Annotated in this window: 21 protein-coding genes and 1 riboswitch; of the genes, 17 read left to right on the forward strand and 4 right to left on the reverse strand. The window is 57.3% G+C overall.

All coding sequences use genetic code 11. The features are described 5' to 3' along the window. Positions 1-41: 41 nt before the first annotated feature. The 3 genes from LQZ21_RS07385 (at position 42) to LQZ21_RS07395 (ending at position 3,278) form a co-directional block, all read left to right on the forward strand. The gene (locus LQZ21_RS07385; protein WP_411043640.1) at positions 42-1,394 is read left to right on the forward strand and encodes an ABC transporter substrate-binding protein; all 1,353 of its coding nucleotides are present in this window, start codon (positions 42-44) and stop codon (positions 1,392-1,394) included. 132 nt (positions 1,395-1,526) lie between these two features. Then, the gene (locus LQZ21_RS07390) at positions 1,527-2,432 is read left to right on the forward strand and encodes a carbohydrate ABC transporter permease (protein ID WP_411043641.1); all 906 of its coding nucleotides are present in this window, start codon (positions 1,527-1,529) and stop codon (positions 2,430-2,432) included. Between the two features lie 3 nt (positions 2,433-2,435). Beyond that, positions 2,436-3,278 carry a carbohydrate ABC transporter permease gene (locus LQZ21_RS07395; RefSeq protein WP_411043642.1) on the forward strand — a complete coding sequence of 281 codons (843 nt, stop codon included), beginning with the start codon at positions 2,436-2,438 and terminating at the stop codon, positions 3,276-3,278. A gap of 261 nt (positions 3,279-3,539) precedes the next feature. On the opposite strand, the gene LQZ21_RS07400 is transcribed toward LQZ21_RS07395, so the two are convergent. Next, positions 3,540-4,862, reverse strand: a complete 1,323-nt coding sequence (locus tag LQZ21_RS07400) for an aminotransferase class III-fold pyridoxal phosphate-dependent enzyme (RefSeq protein ID WP_411043643.1) — start codon at positions 4,860-4,862, stop codon at positions 3,540-3,542. An 864-nt stretch (positions 4,863-5,726) separates the two neighbouring features. Between LQZ21_RS07400 and LQZ21_RS07405 the strand changes: the two genes are divergently transcribed. From LQZ21_RS07405 to LQZ21_RS07435, 7 genes are all read left to right on the forward strand, one after another. Beyond that, positions 5,727-7,139, forward strand: a complete 1,413-nt coding sequence (locus LQZ21_RS07405; RefSeq protein ID WP_411043644.1) for a bifunctional folylpolyglutamate synthase/dihydrofolate synthase — start codon at positions 5,727-5,729, stop codon at positions 7,137-7,139. 24 nt (positions 7,140-7,163) lie between these two features. Next, a complete protein-coding gene (locus tag LQZ21_RS07410) occupies positions 7,164-8,078 on the forward strand; it encodes an ABC transporter substrate-binding protein (protein WP_411043645.1) in 915 nt (304 codons plus the stop codon). An 11-nt stretch (positions 8,079-8,089) separates the two neighbouring features. Beyond that, the gene (locus tag LQZ21_RS07415) at positions 8,090-9,109 is read left to right on the forward strand and encodes a FecCD family ABC transporter permease (RefSeq protein ID WP_411043646.1); all 1,020 of its coding nucleotides are present in this window, start codon (positions 8,090-8,092) and stop codon (positions 9,107-9,109) included. After that, positions 9,109-9,882, forward strand: a complete 774-nt coding sequence (locus tag LQZ21_RS07420) for an ABC transporter ATP-binding protein (RefSeq protein ID WP_411043647.1) — start codon at positions 9,109-9,111, stop codon at positions 9,880-9,882. The genes LQZ21_RS07415 and LQZ21_RS07420 overlap by 1 nt, the downstream gene beginning before the upstream one ends. Positions 9,883-9,924: 42 nt before the next feature. After that, a riboswitch (cobalamin riboswitch) is annotated at positions 9,925-10,195 on the forward strand. A gap of 32 nt (positions 10,196-10,227) precedes the next feature. Further along, positions 10,228-11,223: a FecCD family ABC transporter permease gene (locus LQZ21_RS07425; RefSeq protein WP_411043648.1), complete on the forward strand. Its 996-nt coding sequence runs from the start codon at positions 10,228-10,230 to the stop codon at positions 11,221-11,223. Next, the gene (locus tag LQZ21_RS07430) at positions 11,220-12,005 is read left to right on the forward strand and encodes an ABC transporter ATP-binding protein (RefSeq protein WP_411043649.1); all 786 of its coding nucleotides are present in this window, start codon (positions 11,220-11,222) and stop codon (positions 12,003-12,005) included. Before LQZ21_RS07425 ends, LQZ21_RS07430 begins: the two co-directional genes overlap by 4 nt. Before the next feature lie 2 nt (positions 12,006-12,007). Beyond that, complete coding sequence (locus LQZ21_RS07435) at positions 12,008-13,003, forward strand: ABC transporter substrate-binding protein (RefSeq protein ID WP_411043650.1); 996 nt, start codon at positions 12,008-12,010, stop codon at positions 13,001-13,003. Here the strand turns inward: LQZ21_RS07435 and LQZ21_RS07440 are convergent. Both LQZ21_RS07440 and LQZ21_RS07445 read right to left on the reverse strand, forming a co-directional pair. Continuing rightward, the gene (locus LQZ21_RS07440) at positions 12,998-14,923 is read right to left on the reverse strand and encodes a TonB-dependent receptor plug domain-containing protein (RefSeq protein ID WP_411043651.1); all 1,926 of its coding nucleotides are present in this window, start codon (positions 14,921-14,923) and stop codon (positions 12,998-13,000) included. The genes LQZ21_RS07435 and LQZ21_RS07440 overlap by 6 nt on opposite strands. Positions 14,924-14,950: 27 nt before the next feature. After that, the gene (locus LQZ21_RS07445; RefSeq protein WP_411043652.1) at positions 14,951-15,829 is read right to left on the reverse strand and encodes a sirohydrochlorin cobaltochelatase; all 879 of its coding nucleotides are present in this window, start codon (positions 15,827-15,829) and stop codon (positions 14,951-14,953) included. 561 nt (positions 15,830-16,390) lie between these two features. On the opposite strand from LQZ21_RS07445, the gene cobJ reads away from it, so the two are divergent. The 7 genes from cobJ to LQZ21_RS07480 are packed head-to-tail and all read left to right on the forward strand — an operon-like array spanning position 16,391 to position 23,464. After that, entirely contained in the window at positions 16,391-17,119 is a 729-nt protein-coding gene (cobJ, locus tag LQZ21_RS07450) for a precorrin-3B C(17)-methyltransferase (RefSeq protein WP_411043653.1), read from the forward strand. Beyond that, positions 17,112-17,924, forward strand: a complete 813-nt coding sequence (cobK, locus tag LQZ21_RS07455) for a precorrin-6A reductase (RefSeq protein ID WP_411043654.1) — start codon at positions 17,112-17,114, stop codon at positions 17,922-17,924. Before cobJ ends, cobK begins: the two co-directional genes overlap by 8 nt. Before the next feature lie 3 nt (positions 17,925-17,927). Beyond that, positions 17,928-19,145 carry a precorrin-6y C5,15-methyltransferase (decarboxylating) subunit CbiE gene (cbiE, locus tag LQZ21_RS07460; RefSeq protein WP_411043655.1) on the forward strand — a complete coding sequence of 406 codons (1,218 nt, stop codon included), beginning with the start codon at positions 17,928-17,930 and terminating at the stop codon, positions 19,143-19,145. 1 nt (position 19,146) lies between these two features. Then, on the forward strand, positions 19,147-20,541 hold the full coding sequence (locus LQZ21_RS07465; RefSeq protein WP_411043656.1) for a cobyrinic acid a,c-diamide synthase CobB: 1,395 nt from the start codon (positions 19,147-19,149) through the stop codon (positions 20,539-20,541). Further along, entirely contained in the window at positions 20,534-21,670 is a 1,137-nt protein-coding gene (gene cbiD / locus LQZ21_RS07470; RefSeq protein WP_411043657.1) for a cobalt-precorrin-5B (C(1))-methyltransferase CbiD, read from the forward strand. The genes LQZ21_RS07465 and cbiD overlap by 8 nt, the downstream gene beginning before the upstream one ends. A gap of 31 nt (positions 21,671-21,701) precedes the next feature. Next, positions 21,702-22,457, forward strand: a complete 756-nt coding sequence (cobM, locus tag LQZ21_RS07475) for a precorrin-4 C(11)-methyltransferase (RefSeq protein ID WP_411043658.1) — start codon at positions 21,702-21,704, stop codon at positions 22,455-22,457. After that, complete coding sequence (locus LQZ21_RS07480) at positions 22,454-23,464, forward strand: cobalt-precorrin 5A hydrolase (RefSeq protein ID WP_411043659.1); 1,011 nt, start codon at positions 22,454-22,456, stop codon at positions 23,462-23,464. The genes cobM and LQZ21_RS07480 overlap by 4 nt, the downstream gene beginning before the upstream one ends. A 298-nt stretch (positions 23,465-23,762) precedes the next feature. On the opposite strand, the gene LQZ21_RS07485 is transcribed toward LQZ21_RS07480, so the two are convergent. Further along, a partial coding sequence (locus tag LQZ21_RS07485; protein ID WP_411043660.1) for a hypothetical protein occupies positions 23,763-24,259 on the reverse strand: 497 nt, incomplete at its 5' end.

The following is a 24,259-nucleotide window of genomic DNA, read 5'->3' on the forward strand; positions in this document are numbered from 1 at the left end:
TCTTAAGTAAGAATTGATTCAACTAATTTAAGGAGAATTGAATGAAAAAACTCACTATGGTTTTTTTCACGGTTCTGGTTTTGGCGTTAGTCGCCGCCGGTTATACCTCTTGTTCGAAGAACGAAACGGCCCTGGCCGACGGCCAGGTAGAACTACGGGTATTAAATTACTTTGACATGACCTCCGCCAACAGCGCCGACGAAGTCGCCACGGTATGGGACGCCTTTTCCCAGGCGAATCCCGATATCAAGGTGGTTCGGGAAGATCTTTTTAACGAACCCTTCCATAATAAGGTCGAGGCCTATGCGGCGGCGGGACAGCTCCCGGACGTTATCTACGCATGGCCGTCGGGACGGTCCACCACCCTGCATACCCAGCATTTGCTGAAGGACCTGGGTCCCCTCATTCAGCGGGACGGGCTTGCCGCGTTTAATCTCCCCGGCGCCATAGACCCCAATGCCCAGGGGGCGGGATACCTCGCCATTTTGCCCCGGGCCATCACCTCAAGCCACGCCTTCTACATCAACAATGAGGTCCTGCGGGACGTGGGCTTAACCCCGGCGAAAACCTATGATGAACTCAAGGCCCAGGTACCGATCCTCCGGGCCAAGGGCTATGACACGGTCCTCATGGCCAACCAGGACGACTGGGTCATGCAGTCCTGTCTTTTCTCCCTGGTGGCCGGCCGTTTTGGCGGCGAAGGCTGGGAAAAGAAGATCCACTCCGGGGAAGCAAAGTTTACGGACCCTGATTTTGTCAAGGCCCTCACCTTTATCAAGACCCTGTACGATGACGGGGTCCTGAACAAGGCCACCCTGACCACGGACTACGGCAGTGTGGTGGGTCAGTTTGCCACTAATAAGGGCGCCTACCTTATCGATGGGGACTGGCGGATTGGGGCCTTTATCACCGATAAATCCACCGGCCAGGCCTTGATTGCCCCGTCCCGGCAGAACAATATTGAGATCACCGTATTCCCCGACATACCCGGGGCAAAGCTCAATAAATCGACCTCCGGTATCCTCGGTACGGGCTGGGGGATGAACGCCAATATCCCCACGGGCTCCGATAAGGAAGAAGCGGCCTGGAAACTGGTCAAGTGGCTTTCGGGCAAGGAGATCCAGACCTGGCTGCTCCTGACCGGCGGCATTTCCACCCCCACCCGGACGGATATTGATATCCCCGGCCTGACCCTGGAACCCATGCAAAAAGCCGGAAGTAACCTGGGCACCCAATATACCACTACCACCGTGGTCATCGACGGGGTTTTTGACGGGGAAGTACATGTTCCTATCAATACGGGGCTGCAGGAAATCGGGCTGGGAACCAAAACACCCCAGCAGATCGCCGAAACCGCCCAACGGGCCTTTGAAGCATGGAAGGCTAAACAGTAGTTTTTTGAGCAGTTTGCTGCGCTGAAATGCAGCAAACTGCTCGTACTTGGTACTCGGGCGAAAAATTGCAAGTCCGGGAGAGAACCGGGATTCTCCCGCCGGAAAAAACTCCCGACCGGGCAGGAGGATCTGATGAGTGAGTTGACGTCAAAAAAAGAACAGCGGGTAGCCTATGTGGTGTTGGTTATCCCTGCGGTGATCATTTATTTTTCCGTTATGGCCTTTCCCACGATCTTTTCGGTGATATTGAGCTTAACCAACTATAACGGCGGCAAGATCTTCGGCAACCCCCAGGTTAAATTTGCGGGGTTAGCCAGTTATGTCCGGATCTTTACGGATCCCAACGGCTATTTTTATCTTGCCCTGAAAAACAATATGTACATTGTACTCATGTCCGTATTTGGGCAGATTCCCCTGGGTTTTGCCCTGGCCTATATTTTATCCCGTAAGATGGTGCGGGGTACGGACTTTTTCCAGACCATGATCTACCTGCCCAATGTTATCTCCCCGGTCATCATCGGTATTTTGTTCAAGAGCTTTTATCTGAATCAGGACAGCGTGTATATGGAGATTGTGAAATTCTTTAATCCTGCCGCCCAGTTCGCCCTGAACGATCATCCCATGATCCCGGTGCTGGTGGTGATGCTCTGGATGTATACCGGGATGTATGTGATCATCTTCCTGGCCAATCTCCAGCGGATCGATGTTGCCATTATCGAGGCGGCCAAAATCGACGGCGCCACCGAAGCCCAGGCCCTCTGGTATATTATCCTCCCCGCCCTTTCGGGGGTTATTGTGACCAGCGCCATCCTGGCGATTTCCGGCTCCCTCAAGTCCTTTGATCTGTTATTTGTCATGACCCAGGGAGGCCCGGCCAACCGGACCAGTGTGCTCTCCCTGTATATGTATATGATGGCCTTCCGGGGCGCCCCTAATTACCCCCTGGCAAACGCCATTTCAACGGTGATGGTAGTTATCAGCTTTATTCTGATTGGCATTACCCGGAGCGTGGAAAAGCGGTTCGGCGGAAAGGAGTAATCTATGGCGGATGTACAAAGAGGCCCGGCGGCCGCTAAATTCGTGATTTATTTGGTGATGTTTGTTTTCACGCTGTTGGCTATTTATCCCCTGTTCTGGCTGGTTATCCAATCTTTTAAAACCACCCAGGAGTATCTTACCTCCAGCAAATTGGCCCTGCCCCAGCGGTGGTTTTCCGGCAACTATTTCTATGCCTGGCAGATGGGCAAATTCGGGATATTGCTTCTGAACAGTGTGTTTTACACCGCCGTGACGGTGATCTCCGTGGTGGTTCTGGGTTTTATGGCGGGTTTTGCCTTTGCCAAAATAAAAAACAAGGCCACCCCCCTCCTCCACGGGATATTTATCGTCGGTATCCTCCTTACCCTGCAATCCATCATGGTGCCCCTGTTCCTCATGGTGAACGCCGTGGGCCTCTACAACACCCGGCTGGGGATCCTGATCCCCTATATCGGGATCGGGCTGCCCATGGGGGTGTATCTGGGGACCGAATTTATCCGAAGCATCCCCGAGTCCCTGATTGAGTCCGCCCGGCTCGAAGGCGCCAGATACCTGCGGATCTTTGCCAGCATTATCTTCCCCATGTCCGCCCCGGTGGCCATGACCGTGGGAATCCTCACCTTTACCGGCACCTGGAACGAATTTATGCTGATCAACATCCTCACCTCCAGCGACGCCATTAAGTCCATTCCCGTGGGGATCAACCGTTTCTCCGGCGCCCTGGCCTCGGATTACGGCAAGCAGTTTTCCGCCCTGGTGATCGGCATGATCCCCATGGTGACCTTCTACCTGATCTTCCGCAAGCAGATCACCAAAGGCGTCGCCGCTGGCGCAGTCAAAGGCTAACACACCAAACCCATGCGGCGACGCCCCGTCGCCGCCGGCGCAGTCAAAGGCTAACATATGAAGAAAAATTAACCACGAACGACACGAACATCACGAACTCTTGCTTCGATATTCCGGAATTTATACCTGAATTCTTTTCTTTGCTCGAGGGAAAGCAGGAAAGAACTATCGGTGAAAACGCCAATTTGTCTTTGTTTCTGTTCGTGTGGTTCGTGGTTAAAATCTCTTCACTCTCCTAACTCCTCTCTCCTCACTTTAATCTCAAAACATACGATCTACTTCATCCAGGACCTCGTCGAGTTTTTGCAGCTCCTCGGCCAGCTGTTCCTTGGTGATGATCAGCGGCGGAGCCACCAGGATCATGTTTTCGTGGGTATAGGTCATAAAGCCCTTGGCGGCTAATTTGCCGTTGATCTTCTTCATCACCCCCTCGGGGTCCTTGCCGTAGGACACCACCGGTTCCCTGGTGGCCTTATCCTTGACCAGTTCCACCGCCCCCATAAGGCCGATGCTGCGGACATCCCCCACGGTTTTATGCTTTTCCTTGAGGGTCTTAAAGATCTCCTGCAGTTCCGCCCCCCGGGCAACGACATTTTCGATGATCCGGTTTTCTTTATAAAAATTAACACAGGCGATCCCCGCGGCGCAGGCCAGGGGATGGCCGCTGTAGGTTAAGCCGCAGGAGAGGAAATTGTCGTCAAAATAGGCGGCAATGGGTTTGGAGACCGCGACCCCGCCGAGCTGGACATACCCGCAGGTTGCCCCCTTGGCAAAGGTAACAATATCGGGCTTGATACCGAAATGCTCAAAGGCGAACATTTTTCCGGTTCTGCCGAATCCCATCATCACCTCGTCACAGATGAGGAGGATCCCGAATTCATCGCATATCCTACGGACCCCCTGCAGATACCCCTCCGGGGGGATAATCACCCCGTTGGAACCGGTAACGGTTTCCACAATCAGGGCCGCCACACTGTCGGGCTTCTCGTATATCACCTGCTCCCGCAACTTATAGAGATAATAGTCCGAGGCCTCTTTTTCAGAACCGAATTTGAGGGGCTCCCGGTAGATATAGGGGTCAAAAAACTTAACAAACCCGGGGATTCCCGGTTCCAGGGGATAACGCCGGGGCTCGCCGGTAAGGTTCCCCGCGCCGAAACTTGAACCGTGGTAGCTGCGGTACCGGGAAAAAACCTTATGCCTGCCGGTGAACATCTTCGCGATTTTTACGGCATTTTCATTGGCATCTGCCCCGGCATTGGTAAAGAGGATCTTGCCCATATTGTCGGGCAAAAGCTCAATCAAAAGTTTCGCCAGTTCCCCCCGGGGTTCGCTGGCGTAAGAAGGACCGATATAACAATAACGATCCGCCTGTTTTTTAATGGCTTCGATAATCGCCTTATTCCCATGGCCCACATTCAGGTTCACCAACTGGCTGCTCATATCGGTATACCGCTTGCCCGAGGGATCCCACATATAGATCCCCTCCGCTTTTTCAATAACCACCGGATTAAGCCCCCGTTGTTTTGACCAGGACTGAAGATTGTAGGTCGTATGGTTCGCTTTTATGGATGCTTCAGACATGATAACTCCTTAGAAATTCAATTTTCTCACCTTGTATTCGGTTTACATCTTATGGCGAAAAAAGTCAATGAAGCGCCGCGGGCTAGAAAGAGAATTCGACCATAAAGTAGACCGCTGCGCGGTCACTATGGCCTCCAATTTCTCGGGCGTGGGATAGTAGCCGCGCGGAATGTTGTTGTGTTTCGTCTCCAGGCCGCGCCATTCCTGCTCTTCCCGCCAGGCCCTTTCCGGTAAGCATATAAGGTGTGTTTAGATGCTACGCATCTACGGAGTTACGCGTGTAAAATAGTTTGTGTGAAGAGTCGAAAACTTCTCCTTTCTCACATTTTTTGGAGTTATTGCACAAATTTTCCGTATTGGCTACAATGTTCATGTTTTTGAGAACGAAAAATCACAATCCAAGGAGCAAAAGATGGTAAAAAAAAGAAGCTTTAAGACTGTCTTAGCATTCAACGCATTATGCTTACGCGATACATTATTTTACGTAGCGGTTTCGGTCTTTCCAATAACATTGTTTTTATTCAAGGAACGATACATAACATGGTATGTAGTCTCGGGATATTTATATGGGCTTGTTGCGTCAAGTATTGTGGGTTTGATAAGAAATCCACGCAGGGATAGCTTTATCGGCGTGACGATTAAAATGATAAGGATTATATTGGTACTCTCTTCGTTTGTGATGATTTTATTGAACAAAAGCACCTACCGAGTCAAGCTTGACCTTATAAGCATAACCTTCTTTGTAGTGCTGTTTATTTGTGTTTATCACGAGGTGTATCTTGATAAAAAAAAGAAAGCCTAGTGCTCTATAAAAGTCCAGATCGCCGCGTTGACGCCCCCCTGGCATATCGGTATAATTGGTTCATGATTGATACGCCGCTGTTTTTATCCTCCGCCGATGTGTTTAGGTGGCTTTCCCGGTTTATCAACCTGGAGCAGGGGCAAACCCCCAACAGTTTCAGGCCGGAACGGATGGAGATCCTGACCGCCCTGGCGGGACACCCTGAAAAATCCGCCCCGGTTATTCATGTGGCGGGATCCAAGGGGAAGGGTTCGGTGACGGGGATGATCGCCTCGGTCCTGGACGCGGCGGGTCTGAAAACCGCCCGGTATCTGTCCCCCCATGTAACCGAGTACCGGGAACGGATCACCCTGGGGGATAAATTTTTTGATGAGTCCCTTTACCTGGACGCGGGAAATGAGCTGCGGGCCATTGCGGATACCCTGACGGACAAATCCAAAAGCGAATACCGGCTCTTCAATGCCGATACCGAAGGAGGGGAGGGGCCGACTTTTTTTGAGCTCCTCACCCTTTATTTTTTCCTCTGCGCCCGGAGGGGCCAGTGTGACGCCATGGTGGTGGAAACCGGTATGGGCGGACGTCTGGACCCAACCAATGTGGTTGACCCCGTGGCTTCGGTGATTACCGTCATTGAGTTGGAGCATACCGAATTTTTGGGGAATACCCTTGCCGCCGTGGCCGGAGAAAAGGCGGGGATCATCAAAGCCCATAAACCCCTGATCCTGGCGGAACAGAGCCCGGAGGCCCTGAAGGTTTTTATCAAAACTGCGGCAGACCGGGGCTCGCCCCTGTGGTATTTTCCTGACTTGGCATCCATAAAAAACCTCAAGATCCACCAGCGGGGTACTGATTTTACCCTGCTTTTCAGGAAACCCGGGGAAAAGGCCGTTCCCCAGGAGCTTTCCATCGCTATTCCCGGACAGGTCCAGGCAGAAAACGCCGGCCTCGCGGTGCTGGCCCTCAAGGCCGCCTTTCCCTTCATCAGCGATGGTATTATCCGCCGGGGGCTTAAGAATTTTAAACTCCCCGCCCGGTTTGAGCGGATCCGGGATGATCCCCCGGTGATCATCGACGGCGCCCATACCCCCAAAAGCGTCGAGCTTTGTGTAAATACCTTTACCTCCCTGTATGGGACCGGGGGTATCCTGATCTTCGGCTGCGCCGCCGGGAAAAACGCGGAGGCCATGGCGCGGCTTTTGCTCCCCTGTTTTTCCCGGGTGGTTATTACCACCCCTGGAACTTTTAAGGTGAGTGATCCTGAGCAGGTATACGGGATCTTTACCGGGGTGCTTCAATCCAAAGGGATGGAACCGGGCTCCGTGGTTTTTATCAAGGAGACGGAAAAGGCCATCCGCTTTGTTATGGACCAAAGCCGTGAACAGGGGCTTGCGGTTTTGGGGATAGGTTCCTTTTATCTGGCCGCGGAGATCCGCGCCTTGGCGGCTTCTCAGGCCGGTGACCGCCGGAAAGGGTAAAAAATCGGCGGAAGGAGATTTTTGATGGATGGCAGATGCCCGGTATGGGTCAGTGCCCGTAAATTCCTGGGGGGGATCCTCTTGTTCTTTCTCCCCGGTATTTTCGCCGTATACCCTGAAGAAGCCCCCGGGGTTCGGGATGTTTTGGGAAGAACCCTGCATGTTTCAGCCCCTCCCCGGCGGATTGTGAGTTTAAGCCCCGCGGTAACGGAGATCCTCTTTGCCATTGGCGCGGAAAGCCAGATCGCGGGGGTTACCGACTATTGCGACTATCCCCCGGAGACGGCTTCGGTCCCCAAGGTGGGGGGATTTTCCGGCGCCACCGTCAGTGTGGAACGGATCGCCGCCCTGCGGCCCGATCTGGTGATCCTCTCCGCGGATATGCACGGCCGGATCATCACCCTGCTGGACCGGCTTTCCATCCGGAATTTCGCCGTGGAGCCCCGGAATTTCAGCGAGGTTTACCAAACCATAGAAACCCTGGGGACCCTGACGGGAAACCGGGAAAAGGCCCGGGAGCTGATCGCCGTCATGGGGGAAAAGATAAGCCGGGCCCGGAAACTGCGGGGGAGCGGGGAACCGCCCGGGGTGTTTTGGGAGCTCAACGACGATCCCCTGATGACCGCCGGGGGAAATACCTTTATCAGCGAGGCCATACGCCTGGGGGGCGGGCGGAACATCTTTGAAGATAGACCTGAGTCGTGGCCCACGGTTGGTACCGAAGAAGTTTTGCTCAGGAAGCCCGCCTGGATCATTGCCGGGGATGATCACGGAAAGATCGTGGAACCGGGGGCCCTTTCCCGGCGTCCGGGCTGGCAGGGGATTCCCGCGGTAAAGGAAGGCCGGATCGCCACGGTCAACGCCGACACCCTTTACCGTTACGGCCCCCGGCTTGCCGATGCGGTGCTGGCTATTGCCGAAATCATCCAAAGCAAATAACAGGGGGGATAATGATCCGGTATTTACGGGCGTCCTTGGTGATCGTGCTTTCCCTTGCCCTGATCCTGGCCTTTTTTTGGGGGCTCCTCTCGGGTTCCGTGGGGTTTACTCCCCAAGAACTATACCGGGCTTTTCTTTTTTTGTTTAATCCTGCAGGGGAGGATACCGCGGCCCTGATCCTCTTCGAAATCCGGCTGCCCCGGCTGATCCTGGCCATAGCTGTGGGGGCATCCCTGGCCGTTTCCGGCGCGGCCTTTCAGGGGATATTCAGAAATTCCCTGGCAGACCCCTATGTGATAGGCGCCTCCTCCGGGGCGGCCCTGGGGGCAGCCCTGGCAATTACCCTGGGGTTTTCCCTGGCAGGCCCCCTGTCGGCGGTGTCCCTCTGCGCCTTTGCGGGGGCCCTGGGGGCGGTATGCCTGGCCTTTGTTATCGCCCGGAGCGTGGGGAATCCTCCCCCCACCGCGGCCCTGCTCCTGGCCGGGGCGGCCCTGGGGGCGTTTTTTTCCGCCCTCCTGTCCCTGATCCTGGTTTTGAAAGACCGGGACCTTTACCGGGTGTACTACTGGCTTCTGGGCAGCCTGAACGGGGCCTCCTGGGTCGAATTGCCCGCGGTCCTGCCGGTGATGTTCCTGGGCTGCGTGCTGGTTTTTCTGGGCTGCCGTCCCCTGGACCTGCTCCTCCAGGGGGAGGAGGTGGCGGAGAGTCTGGGAATAGATGTGCCCAAAACCAGGGGCTTTATCGCCCTGGGGGCTTCTTTGGCGGCGGCGGCGGCGGTCTCCGCCGCGGGTATCATCGGCTTTGTGGGCCTTATCGCCCCCCATGCGGTACGGATGATCACCGGGCCGGTCCATAAAAGGCTCCTCCCCGCTTCCGCCCTGATGGGGGCCCTCCTCCTGGTCCTGGCGGATATCGGCGCCCGTTCCCTGGGAACCATGGAATTTCCCATCGGCATCATCACCTCCCTGGGGGGCGCCCCCTTCTTTATCTATCTTTTGGCCCGCCATGGCCGGCGGCTGGGGCAGTTCTGATGGAAACCACCCCGCCCCAAGCGGATGCCGGAATTCCCCGGCTGGAACTGGAAAATCTCACCGTGGGCTTTAGGAAAAAGCCGGTGCTCTCCGGTATTTCCCTGGGGGTTAGGCCCGGGGAGCTGCTGGTTCTGGCCGGGCCCAACGGTTCCGGAAAAACAACCCTCCTTAAAACCATCGGCGGCATCCTCAGCCCCCTGGCGGGCCGGGTCCTGCTGGACGGGCGGGATACGGCCCTCATGGGAAAACGGGAGAAGGCGGGGCAGATAAGCCTCCTTTTTCAGGGGACCAGTCCGGGTTGGCCCTTTACGGTGCAGGAGCTCATTGCCCAGGGGCGTTTTCCCTATCGGGGTATCTTCGGGGCGGAACACCCCGGGGATCAAAAGGCCGTGGCCCAGGCGATTACGGCCGCGGGCCTTTTGGGGTTTGAGGATAGGCCGGTGACGGAACTTTCCGGCGGGGAATTCCAGCGGGTCCTCATCGCCCGGGCCATGGCCCAGGAGGCAAAGCTCCTGCTTTTAGATGAGCCCGCCAACACCCTGGACCCCAAGTACCAGCTTATGGTGATGACCCTGCTCCGCTCCATAACCGGTACCGGCGCCGGCGCCCTGGTCAGCCTCCACGACCTGAACCTGGCCCGTTTATACGCCGACCGGATCATCCTCATCGGAAACGGAACAATCGCCGCCCTGGGCCCCCCCCCAGAGGTCCTGCGGAAGGAGATCATCGGCAGGGTGTTTGATTTACCCCCGGACACTCCCTTTACCTGGTAAACTCCTTTATTTTTTATTGACATTCCTGTATAACCCCCCTATGATAAAGGTCAGTGGAGAAACCCCTGGAGGTTTTTCCGGTGCAGGGATAACAGAATACGGTGCAATTCCGTTGCGGTCCCGCCACCGTAACCGGGGATGAAACGGGCGATAAAGGGATGCGCGGGTTTTGGCGCGCGCCCCTTGGTAGAGCCATTGCCGGAGCGGGCGGTTCGACGGGTAAAACCCGGTTGAACCGCCCGGCATCCGGTGAGAAGGCGTCCTGAGTAAGCGGATCCGGAAGCCGGGAGACGGTCCCTGTGCCTATTACCCGAACCCTCGGCAGAAGGGTGATGAGGTTCCCTGGTGAAGACCCGCGGCGCGTTTTTTTTTATGCTGGCGGTATCGGTGCTGCTGGTACTGCTGCTTTTGTTCGGCCTTTTTTCGGGCAGCGTCAAGATCCCCTTGTCCCGTATGGGGGCCATTTTTACCGGGGCCGACCGGGACAGCCCTGCCGCCAGGATTGTGCTGGGGCTCCGGCTGCCCCGGATGGTGACGGCCCTCCTGGTGGGGATGATGTTGGCTTCGGCGGGGACCGTTTCCCAGGCCGTGTTCCGTAATCCCCTGGCGGACCCCTACGTAATCGGCATCAGTTCCGGCGCCATGGCCGGGGCGGCCCTGGCATTTATTTTGAAACTCCCCGATTTTTTTTACGGGATCTTTGCCTTTGTTACCGCGGCGGGAACCGCCTTTCTCATCTTCCGTCTTTCCGGCCGGGAGGGGAAAACCGACACCGCGGGGATCCTCATCATCGGCGTGGCGGTATCCACCTTTTTGGGGGCCTTTACTTCTTTTTTTATGTATATGTCGGGGCAGGACGCCTACCGGATCGTGATCTGGACCATGGGTTACCTGGGGGGAGCCTCCTGGTTCCGGGCCGGCCTTTTGGCCGGGCCCCTGCTCCTGGGGATGTCCTACTTTTTGTACCACCGTCACGACCTGGACGCCCTGCTTTTGGGGGATGACGAGGCCTTTTCCCTAGGACTGCCCGTGGGGGCCCTCAAGCGGCGGCTCCTCGCGGTGGTGAGTTTGATCGCCGCCTTTTCCGTGGCCTTTACAGGCATGATAGGCTTTGTGGGACTGATGGTGCCCCATGGGGTACGGCTCTGTGTGGGGAACAGCCACCGCCGCCTGCTGCCCCTGGCGGCGTATGCGGGGGGTGTGTTTTTGCTCCTCGCCGATATTTTGGCCCGGACCCTGCTGGCCCCCATCGAAATTCCCATCGGGGTGATCACCGCTTTTTTCGGGGCTCCCTTTTTTCTTTTTCTCGCCCTCAGGACCGGGCGGGGGGTGGCTCTATGAGCCTTGCGGCGGAGCAGGTGAGTTTTGCCTACTACGGCAGGCCGGTGCTCAGGGAAATATCCCTCACCATAGAGCCGGGGGAATTCCTGGGCTTCCTCGGTCCCAATGGTTCGGGAAAATCAACCTTTCTCAAAATCATTCTGGGGTATCTGAAACCTTCCCGGGGGCGGATCCTTTTCTCCGGAACCCATACCCTTCCTAATCAGGAGGAACGCTCCCGGCGGATCGCCTTTTTGCCCCAAAACCCGGTCCTCCACGGCTCCCTCCTGGTAAAGGAGGTGATCGTCCTGGGCAGGCTTCCCCACATCAAGGATCGCTGGGCCGGTTACGGAAAAAGCGATTGGGCCAAGGTTGCGGAAGTGATGGAGATCCTGGGGATAAGCGGCCTGGCGGATCGAAAGGTGACGGAACTTTCCGGCGGGGAACGGCAAAAGGTGATCATCGGCCGCTGTCTGGTGCAGGAGGGGGATATCCTGCTCCTGGACGAGGTAAGCTCGGGGCTGGATCTTAACCATACCATAGAGATCATGGAATTCATGCGGCAAAAGTCCGGAAAAGAAGGGAAAACCATCATAGCGGTCCTCCACGATTTGAATCTGGCCTCCCAGTACTGTGACCGGATCGTGCTGCTCAAGGAGGGCTGCCTGCGGTATCAGGGCGGTCCCCGGGAAGTTATTACCGGAAACATGGTGGAGGAGATCTACGGCATCCGGGCGCTCATACAAACCGACGGGGAGGGGCGGCCGGTGGTGCTGCCCAGGCGGAATAACGGGGAGGACTGAGCATGGACAAAAAACAAGCCCCTGCGGGATTCGGGATGATCCTGCCGATCCTGGCATGCCTCTGTTTGGGGGCGTGCGGGGGCAAGGAGACGGCAAACCGCGAAAACAGCGGAGAGCGGCAAAACACCGGGGAGCGGGCCCTCTACTGGCAGGTACTCACCGAGAAGGGGGGTGAATATATTGTTGACCGGGAGGGCAATAAAATACCCCTGACCCGCTACCGGCGGATCGTCCTCTTCTCCCCGGGGGCGATAGAAACCCTGTACCTCATCGGCGCCGAGGATTCCATCGCGGCGATCCCCTCGGTCCGGGGCTATATCTGGCCGGAAGAAAAAACCAAACTGCTTCCGGTGGTGGGCAGTACCTCCCGGCCTAATGTGGAAACGATTATCGCCTTTGAGCCGGATCTTATCATCGGTAACACCATGACCTCCGAGCTTATCGCGGATTTTAACCGCCGGGGTTATCGGGCGATTATCCACGGGGCATATTTTATAGAAGATATTTTTAACAGCACCCTCCTTATGGGCCGGCTTACAGGCCGGGCAACGGAGGCGGAAGCCCTGATCACGGAGAAGCGGTCCCGGCTTGCGGCCATCCGGGCGGACCTGGAACAGCGGCCCCTGGACCTCACCGGGGCCTTTATCTACTCCGCCGATCCCATCATGGCCTTTACCGACCAGACCCTGGCGGGGGAGATCCTCACCATCCTGGGGGCCCGGAATATCGCCGAAGGCTTAAGCGCGGCCCAGCCCATTCTTTCCCCTGAGTATATCCTGGCGCAGAATCCCGATTTTCTTTTCGGCGCCCTGTCCTTTACCAAGGTTGAGGACGTGTTAGCCGCTGATCCGGTGATCACCCAAACCAGGGCGGGAAAAGAAAAAAACATCAATATCATCCCTTCGTCGCTGTTCCTGCGGCCTTCCCCCCGGATCGTGGAAAACCTGGGGGAACTCTATGAGGCGGTTAAGAAATTTTCAAACTCCCGGGATTCATAGCTCATAGTTGAGGCCGATGGAAAAGATCTGGGGGGTTGACGGCCCCAGGGAATCGATGAGGCCGGTAACATTGTCCACCCCTGCTTTGACCAGGAAATTTTTATGCAGGGCCAGGGAAAAATAAAAATCAAGGATAAAACGGGGATCCGTATCCGGTTTGTTGGGGATATGCAGGGGTGAAAAAAAACGGCCCTGCAGGTACGTAGTAATGCGCCGCTCCTGATGTTCAAAACCCAGTTTCATTTTGACCGTGTGGGCCGGCTGGGGATAGAGTTCCGTTTTTTCATGACGATCATACCCGTAAAGCCAAGCGTACCCCAGGGAGAAGAAACCGTATTTCAGAAACGACAGCTTTCCTTCGGCGTCAATACCGGCCCGCATGGATCGGGCGATATTTTTAGCGTCGTAGATCCGCTGGCCGTTTACGGTATCGGTCAGGACATTGTCGATCTCGTTAAAAAGTTCATGGTAATAGAGGTTGATCTGGGCAAAACAGCCGGGCCGGGCGTACTCAAGTCCGGTGTTAACGGCCAGGGAATATTCCGGCCGGAGGTCCCGGTTGCCCCGCACATGCTGGGTTCTGTTTTCGTAATCCAGGTAGAGATCGTTAAAACTCGGCGCCCTATAGCCTGCCCCGGCCCCGGCCAGAACGCGGAACCCCCGGGGAAGATGGTACATCAGGGACAGTTTCGGCGCCCCGGCAAAACCAAAGGGAGAGTTCCGCTCTACCCGTACCCCGGCGAGGATGGAAAATTTTTCCCGGTAATACTCGGTCTGGAAAAAAAGCGCTTCCTTATCAATACCGATAAACGGCGTATCCAGATCGTACTTTTCCATGCTGTGGTAGGCCCCTTCCAGTCCCAGGGTGAAGATAAAATTGGAGAGCCCTTCGTATACCCCCATCAGTTCCAGGGCCGCGAGGTTTTCGTTTTCCCCGCTTTCCCCCGCTTTCCAGGCATCGGTATCGGAGGAATAGGTGTCTTTATCCCGCCGGTAAAAGTTGTCGTAGAACCTTGTGGTAAGCCTGCTTCCTTCCAAGGGGCTTAACTCCATTTCGGCATAACCCTCGGCGCGGATATAATCAAACCGGTTAAGACTTCCCTGCTTATCGGTCTGGTCGTCCCGCCGCATCAGCATAAAAGAACCCCCGGTCCGGAATTCCGAAGTATCCCCCAGGGGGATAACCGTATCCAGCCCCGCCCTTCCCCGATAGTACCGGGGGAGCAGGGAGCTTTCCCCGGTTTCGTCGTAATAAAAGGTTCCCCAGCCGGTTTCCACATCCAGGGCGTTCCGGACCTTTCCCACAGAAAATCCCCCGGCCGCGGTAAACAGTTGTTCCCGCAGGGGGGTAAAGTCATAGGCCGGGAGGAAACGGTTGGTAAGGCCCGCGGTAAAGAAGGGGGCCGCCTCAGGTTTTTTAGTGATGATGTTGATTACCCCCCCGATACTGTCGGAGCCGTAAAGAGCCGACTGGGGTCCCCGGACGATTTCTATCTGTTTGATGTTTCCCAGGGGCAGGGTTTCCCCCTGGAAGCGCTGGGAATTTCTCCCCACCACCCGCCGACCGTTTACGAGGAGCAGCACCCGGGCCTTATCCATCCCCTGCATCTGGATATAATCCCCCATGGCGTTCCCGGTATACACCAGGCCATAGTCATCGAGAATGTCCGTCAAGGTATCGGCATTGGAATGGACTAGCTCCTTTTCGGAAATAATCTCCGTCACCACCGGGCTGTCCGTAAGCCGCTTTTCGGTGCGGGTGCCCGTGATGGTGATCCCTTCTCCTTCGGGGAGGACCTCGTATTCCGGATCCCAGGGAAAATCCCCTTCCGTCTCCTGGGCAGCTACGGGGATAATCCCCCCCAGGAGCAGGAGCAGCGGCATGATGCGGCAGATCTTATTTTTACCGGGCAAACCCACACCGCCCTCCTTCTTCGACTTATCCTGTTAGCCCTTGATGGCGTTCCCGACATGGCGGACAAACATATCCCGAACCCCCGGGTATTCACCTAGGCCCCGGAGCACCGGTACCACCTCATACCCGTGGGACTCAAAGATGGTTTTCCAGGAATCCTCCTCATCCCCGGCCATATCGTTATTGGCGTGATCCCCCGCCACGATCATCAGGGGCAGCAGCACCACCCGTTTAACCTTCAACCCTTCTGTTTCGGCGATCACATCCTCCAGGGAGGGTTCCGCCTCCACGGTACCGATCAGGTAATGGGAGAAGTTCCGGCTCTTGAGCTGTTGGCTGAGTTTTGCGTAGGTAGCGTTTGCCGCGTGTTCCGTCCCGTGACCCATAAAAACCACGGCGGTGTTGTCATCCGCGTATTGTTTTGTTTCTTCGGTCAGGATATTGACGATATCGGTGTAATCCTGATCGGAAATGAGCAGGGGCAGGCTGTAGGTGATGCTCGCAAAATATTTTTCAAAGGGTTTGATTTCCGCAATTACGTCATCGTACTCATGGCCGCTCATGACATGGGTCGGCTGGACGACCACCTGTTTTACCCCGTCGGATCGTAAGCGTTCCATGGCATCGGTAACATTGTCGATGTTCAGGCCGTCCCGTTCTTTTAACTTGTCGATAATGATCTGGCTGGTAAAAGCCCGGCGTTGTTCATAACCGGGATAGGCGGCGGCCAAAGTTTTTTCAATGGCCTCAATGGTTTTTGCCCGGGATTCATTGTAACTGGTGCCAAAGCTCACTACCAGCAGCACCGGCTTCTGATCCCCCGCAGCGGGCTTAACGCTGCTGCAGGCGCTCAGGGCAATAAGCAACAGGGACAGCGCACAGGCTGTCAACGAAACGAGTTTGTTCTTCATCGTGGTTCCTTCCTTGTAAGAATTATTTGAATCTAAATCTCGGTGATTTATTAGACTCCTTAAATAAAAAAGCCATGGCACACACCATGGCTTCGCACTGCTATTCATATTTTTCCGGTGTGCGCAGAAAAAATATGACCCTGGTAACCCGGCTGTAACGGTAACGCACTTGCGAGGGAATTTCACCCTGCTTCCCCATTGTAATGTCTGGAAGTAGTATATCAGGATTCGATTCCCTGGTCAAGGGAAATAATCATAATTTCAGCAAAGGACAGGAAAAACCACGAACCTCACGAACACCACGAACAAAGAAGAGAATTCAGGTATTAATTCCAAGATATCGAAGTAAAAGTTCATGGTTAATTATTCCCTCCTGTTCGAGCGGTTTGCGTGGTTCGTGGCTAATTATTCCTCCCTGTTCGTGAGGTTCGTGTGGTTCGTGGTTAATCATTCTTCCCTGCTCGTGTGGTTCGTGGTTAATTTACTACACCGCTAACCCCCCGCTATTGACAGGCGGCAGCCGGCATATTATACCTAAACTGCCGGAGGGCCGGAAAAAACATGAAACTCTATGTGATCGGCCTTGGGCCGGGGGATGAAAAATATCTGACCGCGGAAGCGAGGTACGCGCTGGAAGCGTGCCAGGTGGTGGTGGGGTATCAACGCTACCTCGATTTGATACAGGACCTTATCAAGGGGAAAGAACAATTTTCCACCCCCATGGGCGGGGAACTTAAACGGTGCCGGATGGCCCTGGATTTTGCCGCCGGAGGAAAGCCTACTGCCCTGGTATGTTCCGGGGACGCCGGGGTCTACGGCCTTGCGGGTCCGGTGTACGAACTGGCCCCGGAATATGCAGGGGTCGAGATCCTGGTGATACCGGGGATAACCGCGGCTTTGGCCGCCGCGGCCCTGTTGGGGGCGCCCCTGACCAATGACTTTGCCGTAATCAGCCTCAGCGACCTCCTCACCCCCTGGGAAGTGATCGCGGCCCGGCTTTCCGCGGCGGCGGCGGCGGGCTTCCCCCTCTGCCTCTATAATCCCGGCAGTACCAAACGAAAGGGCCACCTTGAAAAAGCCTGCGACATCATCCTGGGCTGCCGCAGTACGGAGACGGTCTGCGGTATCGTAAGCTGCGCGGGCCGGGAGGGGGAACAGAGCCGTATCATGAGCCTCGGGGAACTGCGGAACCAAAAGGCCGATATGGTTACCACGGTCATTGTCGGCGGCGCGGAAACCGGGCTTATCGGCGGAAAGATGGTAACCCTCAGGGGCTACCGCCGTGACTGAATTCTTTGTTTTTGCGGGAACCACCGAAGGCCGCTTGTTTATCGAGGAAGTCCGGCGTTCCGTAAAAAGCCCCTGCCGGCTGCGGGTGTTTACCGCCACCGAATACGGGAAAGAACTCCTGGAGGAAGGGGAGGGGAGGGGCGGCTCTCCCCTGATTGATATACGGCCGGGCCGGCTGGATGCCGCCGGAATCTACGGGGAACTCCTCCGGCATAGGCCGGATTATGTCATCGACTGCACCCACCCCTATGCGGTGGAGGTTACAAGAAACATCCGGGATGCCTGCGCCAGGGCCCAATGCCGTTACCTCAGGCTGCAAAGGGAGGCCCTGTCCCTGCCCCGGGAAATACCGGTCCGCCGGGCGGACACCATGGCCGCGGCCGCGGCCTTTCTGGCCCAAGAGGAGGGTGGCATCCTCTTAACCACGGGGAGTAAAGATCTGGAATCCTTTGCCCGGCCGGAACTGCGGGATCGGGTGTTCATCAGGATCCTGCCCCTGGAGGAGGGGATAAGAAAGTGCCGGACCCTGGGGTTTTCCCCTTCCCGGGTGATAGCCCTGCAGGGACCCTTTCAGGAGGACTTTAACCGGGCCCTGCTGCGGCATACCGGTGTTTCCTGGCTCGTGACCAAGGAAACCGGGGAGGAGGGGGGGCTTTTGGAAAAGATACGCGCCGCCCAAAAGGAGGGGGTAACCGTGGTGATCCTCAAGCGGCCGGCAAAGGCGGAGGGGTATACCTTACCGGGAATCATGGAAATTTTGCGGAAAGAGTTCCCGGCTTTTTTTGTGGACGAAAGGGGCGGTTGAAAAATGGCGGGGAAAAGGATCTACCTGGTGGGGGCAGGTCCCGGCGCGGAAGCGGTTTTGACCGGTGCGGCCCGGGAGGCCATTGCGGCAAGCCCCGTTCTTATCGGGGCGGAACGGCTCTTATCCGCGGTGGAAAATTTAGCCCAGGGCAAGAAACGCTATGCCCTTACCGGGGCGGAGGAAATAATCCGCCGTATCGAAGACAGCCCCGGTGAGGAGTTTACGGTGCTCTTTTCCGGGGACTGCGGATTTTACAGTGGAGCCGGAAAACTCATTCCCCTGATAAAAAAGCGGGGCTGGTCCTTCCGGGTCATAAACGGGATAAGTTCCCTGGTGTATTTTACCGGTGTATTGGGCATCCCCTGGGAGGATGTCCGGGTGGTAAGCCTCCACGGCAGGGAGGGGGATGTCATCGGGCCGGTGCTGTACCACCGGAAAACCTTCTTCCTCACCGGGGGCGAAACCACCGCCGCCCGTCTCTGCAAGGTCCTTACCCGGGGGGGCCTGGGGAACCTCATGGTCCATGTGGGGGAAAAACTCTCCTACCCCGATGAACGGCTCCGCTCCGGCCCGGCGGAAACCTTGGCGGACCTCCCCTTTGATCCCCTCTCGGTGGCGCTGGTCGAGAATCCCGCCCCCCGTTCCCTGTCCCGGGGCAATTACGGTTTGGGGGATGACGAATTTATCCGGGCTGCCGTCCCCATGACCCGGGAGGAGGTACGGGCCGTATCCCTGGCGAAACTCCGGCTGGAAAACGACAGCATTGCCTACGACATCGGCGCGGGGACCGGTTCGGTTTCCTGCGAGATGGCCCTGCGGGCCAGGTACGGCCGGGTTTACGCGGTGGAGCGGAACAGCGAGGCCCTGGCCCTGGTGGAGCGAAACCGGGAGCGGCAGGGGCTTTGGAATATCATCCCGGTGCCCGGTACGGCCCCGGAAGCCCTGGAGGGGCTGCCCCCGGCGGACCGGGTTTTTATCGGCGGCAGTTCCGGCCGGCTGGAATCGATCCTGGCGGCGGTCCTGGCGAAAAATCCCCGGTGCCGGGTGGTGATCAACGCCATAACCCTGGAGACCCTGTGCATAGCCGTGGGCTTGCTGAAAAAACACGCCCTGTCCAATCCCGATGTGGTGGAACTCATCCTGTCCAAGGCCGACCGGCGGGGGGAATATCATTTGATGCGGGCCCTGGATCCCGTGTATATTATCTCCGGGGGCGGCTAGGATGTTCGATTACCCCCTGCCCCGGATCTGCGTCGCCTCGGGTTCCAGCGGTTCCGGTAAAACCACTTTAACCTGCGGTATCCTCCGGGCCTTGATCAACCGGAAGTACCGGCCCGCCGCTTTTAAGTGCGGTCCCGATTATATTGATCCCCTGTTTCACCGGGAGGCCGTGGGCGCCTATTCCTCCAATTTGGATCTCTTTTTTTGTAATGAAGAAACCGTGATCCGGCTGCTCTACGAAAACACCCAGGCCAGGGATATCGCGGTTTTGGAAGGGGTCATGGGCTTTTATGACGGTCTTGGGGGAACTACCACCGAAGCCGGTACCTGGCACCTGGCCCGGGTAACCCAAACCCCGGTGATCCTCATAGAAAATTGCGCGGGCCTTTCCGTCTCCGTTGCCGCCCGGATTAAGGGCCTGGCCGAGTTCAGAAAGGACAGCCATATCCGGGGGGTGGTATTAAGCCGTATCCGGGAAAATTTATACCCCGGTCTCAAGGCCCTCATCGAAAAGGAAACCGGCCTGGAGGTCTTTGGGTATCTTCCGTTCCTTGAGGATTGGGTCATTGAAAGCCGGCACCTGGGACTGGTCACCGCGGAAGAGCTGGGGGACCTGAAAGAAAAAATCGGCCGTTGGGCCTATGGTATCGAACAGTACCTGGACCTGGACGGCATCATCCGCCTGGCCCAATCCGCGCCTCCCCTCAGGGTAACAGACGAATCCGGCCTTTTCCCGGAAATGAACGAAGCCCCCCTGGTTCCGGTCCGCCTGGGGATTGCCCGGGACCGGGCCTTTTGTTTTTATTATGAGGACAGCCTCAACCTGTTTAAAAAAATGGGGGCCGAATTGGTTTTTTTTAGCCCCCTTGCCGACCAAGGGCTTCCCGCCGGGCTGGACGGTTTATACCTGGGGGGAGGTTATCCTGAGCTTTACGCGGCCCCCCTCGCGGACAACCGGGGCATGCGGGAGGATATCCGTAACGCCCTGCAGTCGGGTATGCCCGGTATCGCCGAATGCGGGGGGTTTATGTACCTCCACCGTACCCTGGAAGACTCCAAAGGGACACGATACCCCATGGCGGATATTTTTCCCGGTTCCTGCGTTAAAAAGGATCGCCCGGTCCGGTTTGGTTATGCCGCCTATACCGCCCGATCCGATAATCTGCTCTGTCCCCGGGGCGGTGTTTTTCGGGGGCACGAATTTCACTATTGGGACAGCGATTGTCCCGGGGATGATTTTATCGCGGTGAAGCCCGTGGGGGGAGAAACCTGGTCCGCCGGGAGGGCCGCCGCTTCCCTCTACGCCGGATTTCCCCACCTCCATTTTTATTCGGCCCCTGCCATGGCCCGGCGCTTTTTGGAGCGCTGTAAAACCTGGAGCTTGTCCCATGGATGAATACCGGCTGGTGGAGGGAAAAAAACTCCGGTACGGGTACACCACCGGTACCTGCGCCGCCGCCGCCGCCAAGGCGGCCGCGGCCCTGGTGCTGGCCGAAGACCCCGGGGAAGCCCGTTCCGTGGAGATCCTTACCCCCCGGGGCGCCCGGCTGACCCTTATCCCGGAGGACATACGCCGGGACGCGTCCGGGGCGTCCTGCGGAGTACGGAAGGACGCGGGGGATGACCCGGACGTAACCGACGGCATCCTGGTCCGGGCGGAGGTTAAAAAGAACCGCGCCTCCCGGATCATCATCCGGGGCGGAGCAGGGGTGGGGCGGGTCACCAAACCCGGGCTGGACCCGCCGGTGGGCGCCGCAGCCATCAACCGGACCCCCCTCAGGATGATCCGCGAAAACCTGCAGGGGGTGTGCGAAAAATACGGTTACCCCGGGGGGCTTACCGTTACCATATCCATCCCCGGGGGGGAAGCCCTCGCCCGGAAGACCTTTAATCCCCGGCTGGGGATTGTGGGGGGGCTTTCGATCCTGGGAACCAGCGGGGTGGTGGAGCCTAAAAGCGACGACGGATTCATCGGCGCCATCCGGGCGGAATTTTCAGTCCTCCGCGCCGGGGGGGAACACAAGGCGCTGATCACCCCGGGGAACTACGGCAGGGATTTTTTGAAAACCTGGGGGGACGCCGCCACCGGCGCCCCGGTGGTCTGTAGTAATTATATCGGCGAGGCCCTGGATCTGGCCGTGGAATTCGGCTTTGCCTACCTGCTGCTGGTGGGGCATATCGGAAAACTGATAAAGTTGGTTACGGGGAACTTCAATACCCATTCCAAATACGGGGATCCCCGGCTGGAGATATTCGCCGCCTATGCAGGCCGTGCGGGAGCCCCCCAACGCCTGATAGGGCAGATCCTCGATGCCGCCACCACCGAACAGGTTTTGGCCCTATTGGGCGGCGGAAAACTCTGGGAGGATGTCAAAGGGAGGATCCTCACCGGGATACAGGAACAGCTGGATCGCCGGGCCGGGGGAAAGCTCAAGACCGGGGCGGTGGTGTTCTCCACCACCCGGGGCTTCCTGGGGAGTACCGCCGGAGCCGTGGAGCTTTTGGAACAATGGGAGGGTCTATGAAAAATACCGGGGTAAGGGACCGGGGGAGTCTATGATATATTTTGTCGGAGCCGGTCCGGGGGCCCCGGACTTGATAACCCTCCGGGGAAAGGAACTGATCACCCGGGCGGATCAGATCATCTATGCGGGTTCTCTGGTCAATGGGGAGCTGCTCGCCTGGGCAAAACCAGCATGTATGGCGTATAACAGCGCCTCCATGACCCTGGAGGAGGTGATCGAACGGTTCAAGGCAGGGGAGAGAAAGAAGCAGATGACCGTCAGGCTCCACACCGGGGATCCCGCTTTATACGGGGCTATCCGGGAACAGATGGACCGGCTGGACGAACTGGGTTTTTCCTACGAGCTTGTCCCCGGGGTTAGTTCCTTCAGCGCCGCCGCCGCCGCGCTGAAGGCGGAATATACCCTCCCCGGCATTTCACAAACCCTGATCATCACCAGGGTTTCGGGCAGAACCGGGGTACCCGAACATGAGGACCTCCGGCTCCTCGCTTCCCACGGGGCTTCCCTGGCGATCTTTTTAAGCGCCGCCCTGATCGGGGAGGTACGGGAAAAATTGCTGGAAGGGGGCTACCCCCCGGATACCCCCGCGGCAATCGTGTACAAGGCGTCCTGGCCCGAGGAACGGATCCTCCGGGGCACCATCGATACCCTGCCCCGGCTGCAGGAGGAAAGCGGGATTACCAAAACAGCGTTGATCCTCGTGGGGGGATTCCTCGGAACCGGCTATGAACGTTCCCGGCTCTACGATCCGGGATTTAGCCATGAATACCGGGATGCCCGGAAATGATTATCGCGGTTTTTGCCTTTACCGGACCGGGGAGGGCCCTGAAAGGGCGGCTTACGGATCTGCTGGCCCGCCAGGGGCATAGTATCCTGGAGCCTGGGGGGACCCTGGCCGAACAGGCCGCCGAGGCCTTTCGCACCGGGGACGCCCTGATATTCATCGGCGCTGCGGGGATCGCGGTCCGCACGGTGGCGCCCCTGCTGCAATCCAAAGACCAGGATCCGGCGGTGGTGGTTATCGACGAGAAGGCCGCTTGGGTCATATCATTAGTCTCAGGCCACCTGGGCGGGGCCAATGCCCTGACCCGGGAACTGGCCGCCCTGCTGCACAGTGTTCCGGTGATCACCACCGCCACCGATATAAACCAGGTTTTCGCCGTGGACCTCTGGGCCCAGGCTAACGGCCTGGTGATAGATTCCCTGGAAAAGGCAAAACAGGTATCCGCCGCCCTGCTTGCGGGGGAAACCATGGCCCTGAAAAGCGATTTTTCCATCACCGGGCCCCTGCCACCGGGGCTCAAAACCGCCCCGGGGTTTGAAGCGCCCGTGGGTATCGCCGTATCCCTCTACCGCCCCCCCAAGGGCTGGCTGCAGCTCGTTCCCCCCTGTTTGTACCTGGGTATAGGCTGCAGACGGGGGGTCCCCGAGGAAGAAATTCAAAGCGTCCTGGAGGCGGCCCTGGCCTTGCACGGGATAAACAGCAGCGCTGCGGCTGCCGTGGGGACCGTTACGGCCAAAAAGGACGAGCCAGGTCTTTGCTCCCTCTGTAAAAAAAGGGGATGGCAGTTTTTTGCCTATTCCCCGGAGGAACTCAAGGGCGTCCCGGGTCAATTTACCGCCTCGGACTTTGTCCGGTCAATCACCGGGGTGGACAATGTCTGTGAACGGGCCGCTGTCCTCGCTTCCGGCGGTGGCCGGCTGGTATTCAGGAAATTCAGCCGGGGCGGTGTTACCGTTGCCGGGGCAGTGGGGGAATTTTTCCTCCGGTTTGGGGACGGGCCCACAGTATAGTAAGAAACCACCGCGAAGACGCCATCCGGCGCCGCATTAAGAAATTTACCACAAAGGCGAAGAAGGGGGAAAAGGAGGAATTAAGAGAGAGGAAGGAGGAATGGGGAGAATTCGACCGTGAAGGCGAAGCAGGAAGATGAAAGCAGGGAAAAATGGGTGTTCCGACATGATAATCCGTGTGATCCCCGGACCTATGCCTGGGGATCACACGGATGGGGCGTAACGCCCGTTGCCGGGCTGCCCGAACAGGTTTTTAACCTGTTCGGACAACACATTGGCAGTTAGTCAGGTTAGAGACCTACTCTACATCCTGCGTACTGTCAATATAAATAGTGTTGGTGCTGCTGTTGTTGCCGATAATATTCTCGCTGCCGCTGTTCTTAAGACCGGTGAATTTACCCGGTCCACTAGTACCAACAGTGGTATTGTCGGTATAAATAGATACAGACTTTGAGCTCCAGGCTACCCCCCCTATTTTAGTCGCCGCCGAATATGCGGTAGTCAGGGTCGGGCTGGCTCCAATCTGTATGGCCGAGTCGGCCACCGTAAAGGTTATCTGTCCGGGATTTGTGCCACCGCCGATGATGATCCTTCCGAATGCCCCGCCGGTGGTAGTGCCAAGGTCAATGATGGTTTTTTGAGTGGACCCCAGGACCAGCGCGTTGCTGCCGACTCCCGCATTCTGCGTGATGGTCGCGCCCGGGCCCAGGGCGGTGAGGACCTCTGTTCCTCCGCCCGCATTGATGGTTATCCCGGTTGCAGCTCCCGTCAGCGTGATGGACCCTACACCGGTGC

The organism is Treponema sp. TIM-1 (assembly GCF_046533115.1).
Taxonomy (GTDB): domain Bacteria; phylum Spirochaetota; class Spirochaetia; order Treponematales; family Breznakiellaceae; genus JAIRMO01.

What these genes read in the sequence shown, in the direction of transcription:
- LQZ21_RS07385 (WP_411043640.1), top strand. Translation starts at nt 42, where the DNA reads ATGAAAAAACTCACTATGGTTTTTTTCACGGTTCTGGTTTTGGCGTTA.
- cobM (WP_411043658.1), top strand. Translation starts at nt 21,702, where the DNA reads ATGATATATTTTGTCGGAGCCGGTCCGGGGGCCCCGGACTTGATAACC.
- LQZ21_RS07480 (WP_411043659.1), top strand. Translation starts at nt 22,454, where the DNA reads ATGATTATCGCGGTTTTTGCCTTTACCGGACCGGGGAGGGCCCTGAAA.
- LQZ21_RS07415 (WP_411043646.1), top strand. Translation starts at nt 8,090, where the DNA reads ATGATCCGGTATTTACGGGCGTCCTTGGTGATCGTGCTTTCCCTTGCC.
- LQZ21_RS07435 (WP_411043650.1), top strand. Translation starts at nt 12,008, where the DNA reads ATGGACAAAAAACAAGCCCCTGCGGGATTCGGGATGATCCTGCCGATC.
- LQZ21_RS07445 (WP_411043652.1), bottom strand. Translation starts at nt 15,829, where the DNA reads ATGAAGAACAAACTCGTTTCGTTGACAGCCTGTGCGCTGTCCCTGTTG.
- LQZ21_RS07400 (WP_411043643.1), bottom strand. Translation starts at nt 4,862, where the DNA reads ATGTCTGAAGCATCCATAAAAGCGAACCATACGACCTACAATCTTCAG.
- cbiE (WP_411043655.1), top strand. Translation starts at nt 17,928, where the DNA reads ATGGCGGGGAAAAGGATCTACCTGGTGGGGGCAGGTCCCGGCGCGGAA.
- LQZ21_RS07395 (WP_411043642.1), top strand. Translation starts at nt 2,436, where the DNA reads ATGGCGGATGTACAAAGAGGCCCGGCGGCCGCTAAATTCGTGATTTAT.
- LQZ21_RS07430 (WP_411043649.1), top strand. Translation starts at nt 11,220, where the DNA reads ATGAGCCTTGCGGCGGAGCAGGTGAGTTTTGCCTACTACGGCAGGCCG.
- LQZ21_RS07420 (WP_411043647.1), top strand. Translation starts at nt 9,109, where the DNA reads ATGGAAACCACCCCGCCCCAAGCGGATGCCGGAATTCCCCGGCTGGAA.
- LQZ21_RS07410 (WP_411043645.1), top strand. Translation starts at nt 7,164, where the DNA reads ATGGATGGCAGATGCCCGGTATGGGTCAGTGCCCGTAAATTCCTGGGG.
- cobJ (WP_411043653.1), top strand. Translation starts at nt 16,391, where the DNA reads ATGAAACTCTATGTGATCGGCCTTGGGCCGGGGGATGAAAAATATCTG.
- LQZ21_RS07405 (WP_411043644.1), top strand. Translation starts at nt 5,727, where the DNA reads ATGATTGATACGCCGCTGTTTTTATCCTCCGCCGATGTGTTTAGGTGG.
- LQZ21_RS07465 (WP_411043656.1), top strand. Translation starts at nt 19,147, where the DNA reads ATGTTCGATTACCCCCTGCCCCGGATCTGCGTCGCCTCGGGTTCCAGC.
- cbiD (WP_411043657.1), top strand. Translation starts at nt 20,534, where the DNA reads ATGGATGAATACCGGCTGGTGGAGGGAAAAAAACTCCGGTACGGGTAC.
- LQZ21_RS07390 (WP_411043641.1), top strand. Translation starts at nt 1,527, where the DNA reads ATGAGTGAGTTGACGTCAAAAAAAGAACAGCGGGTAGCCTATGTGGTG.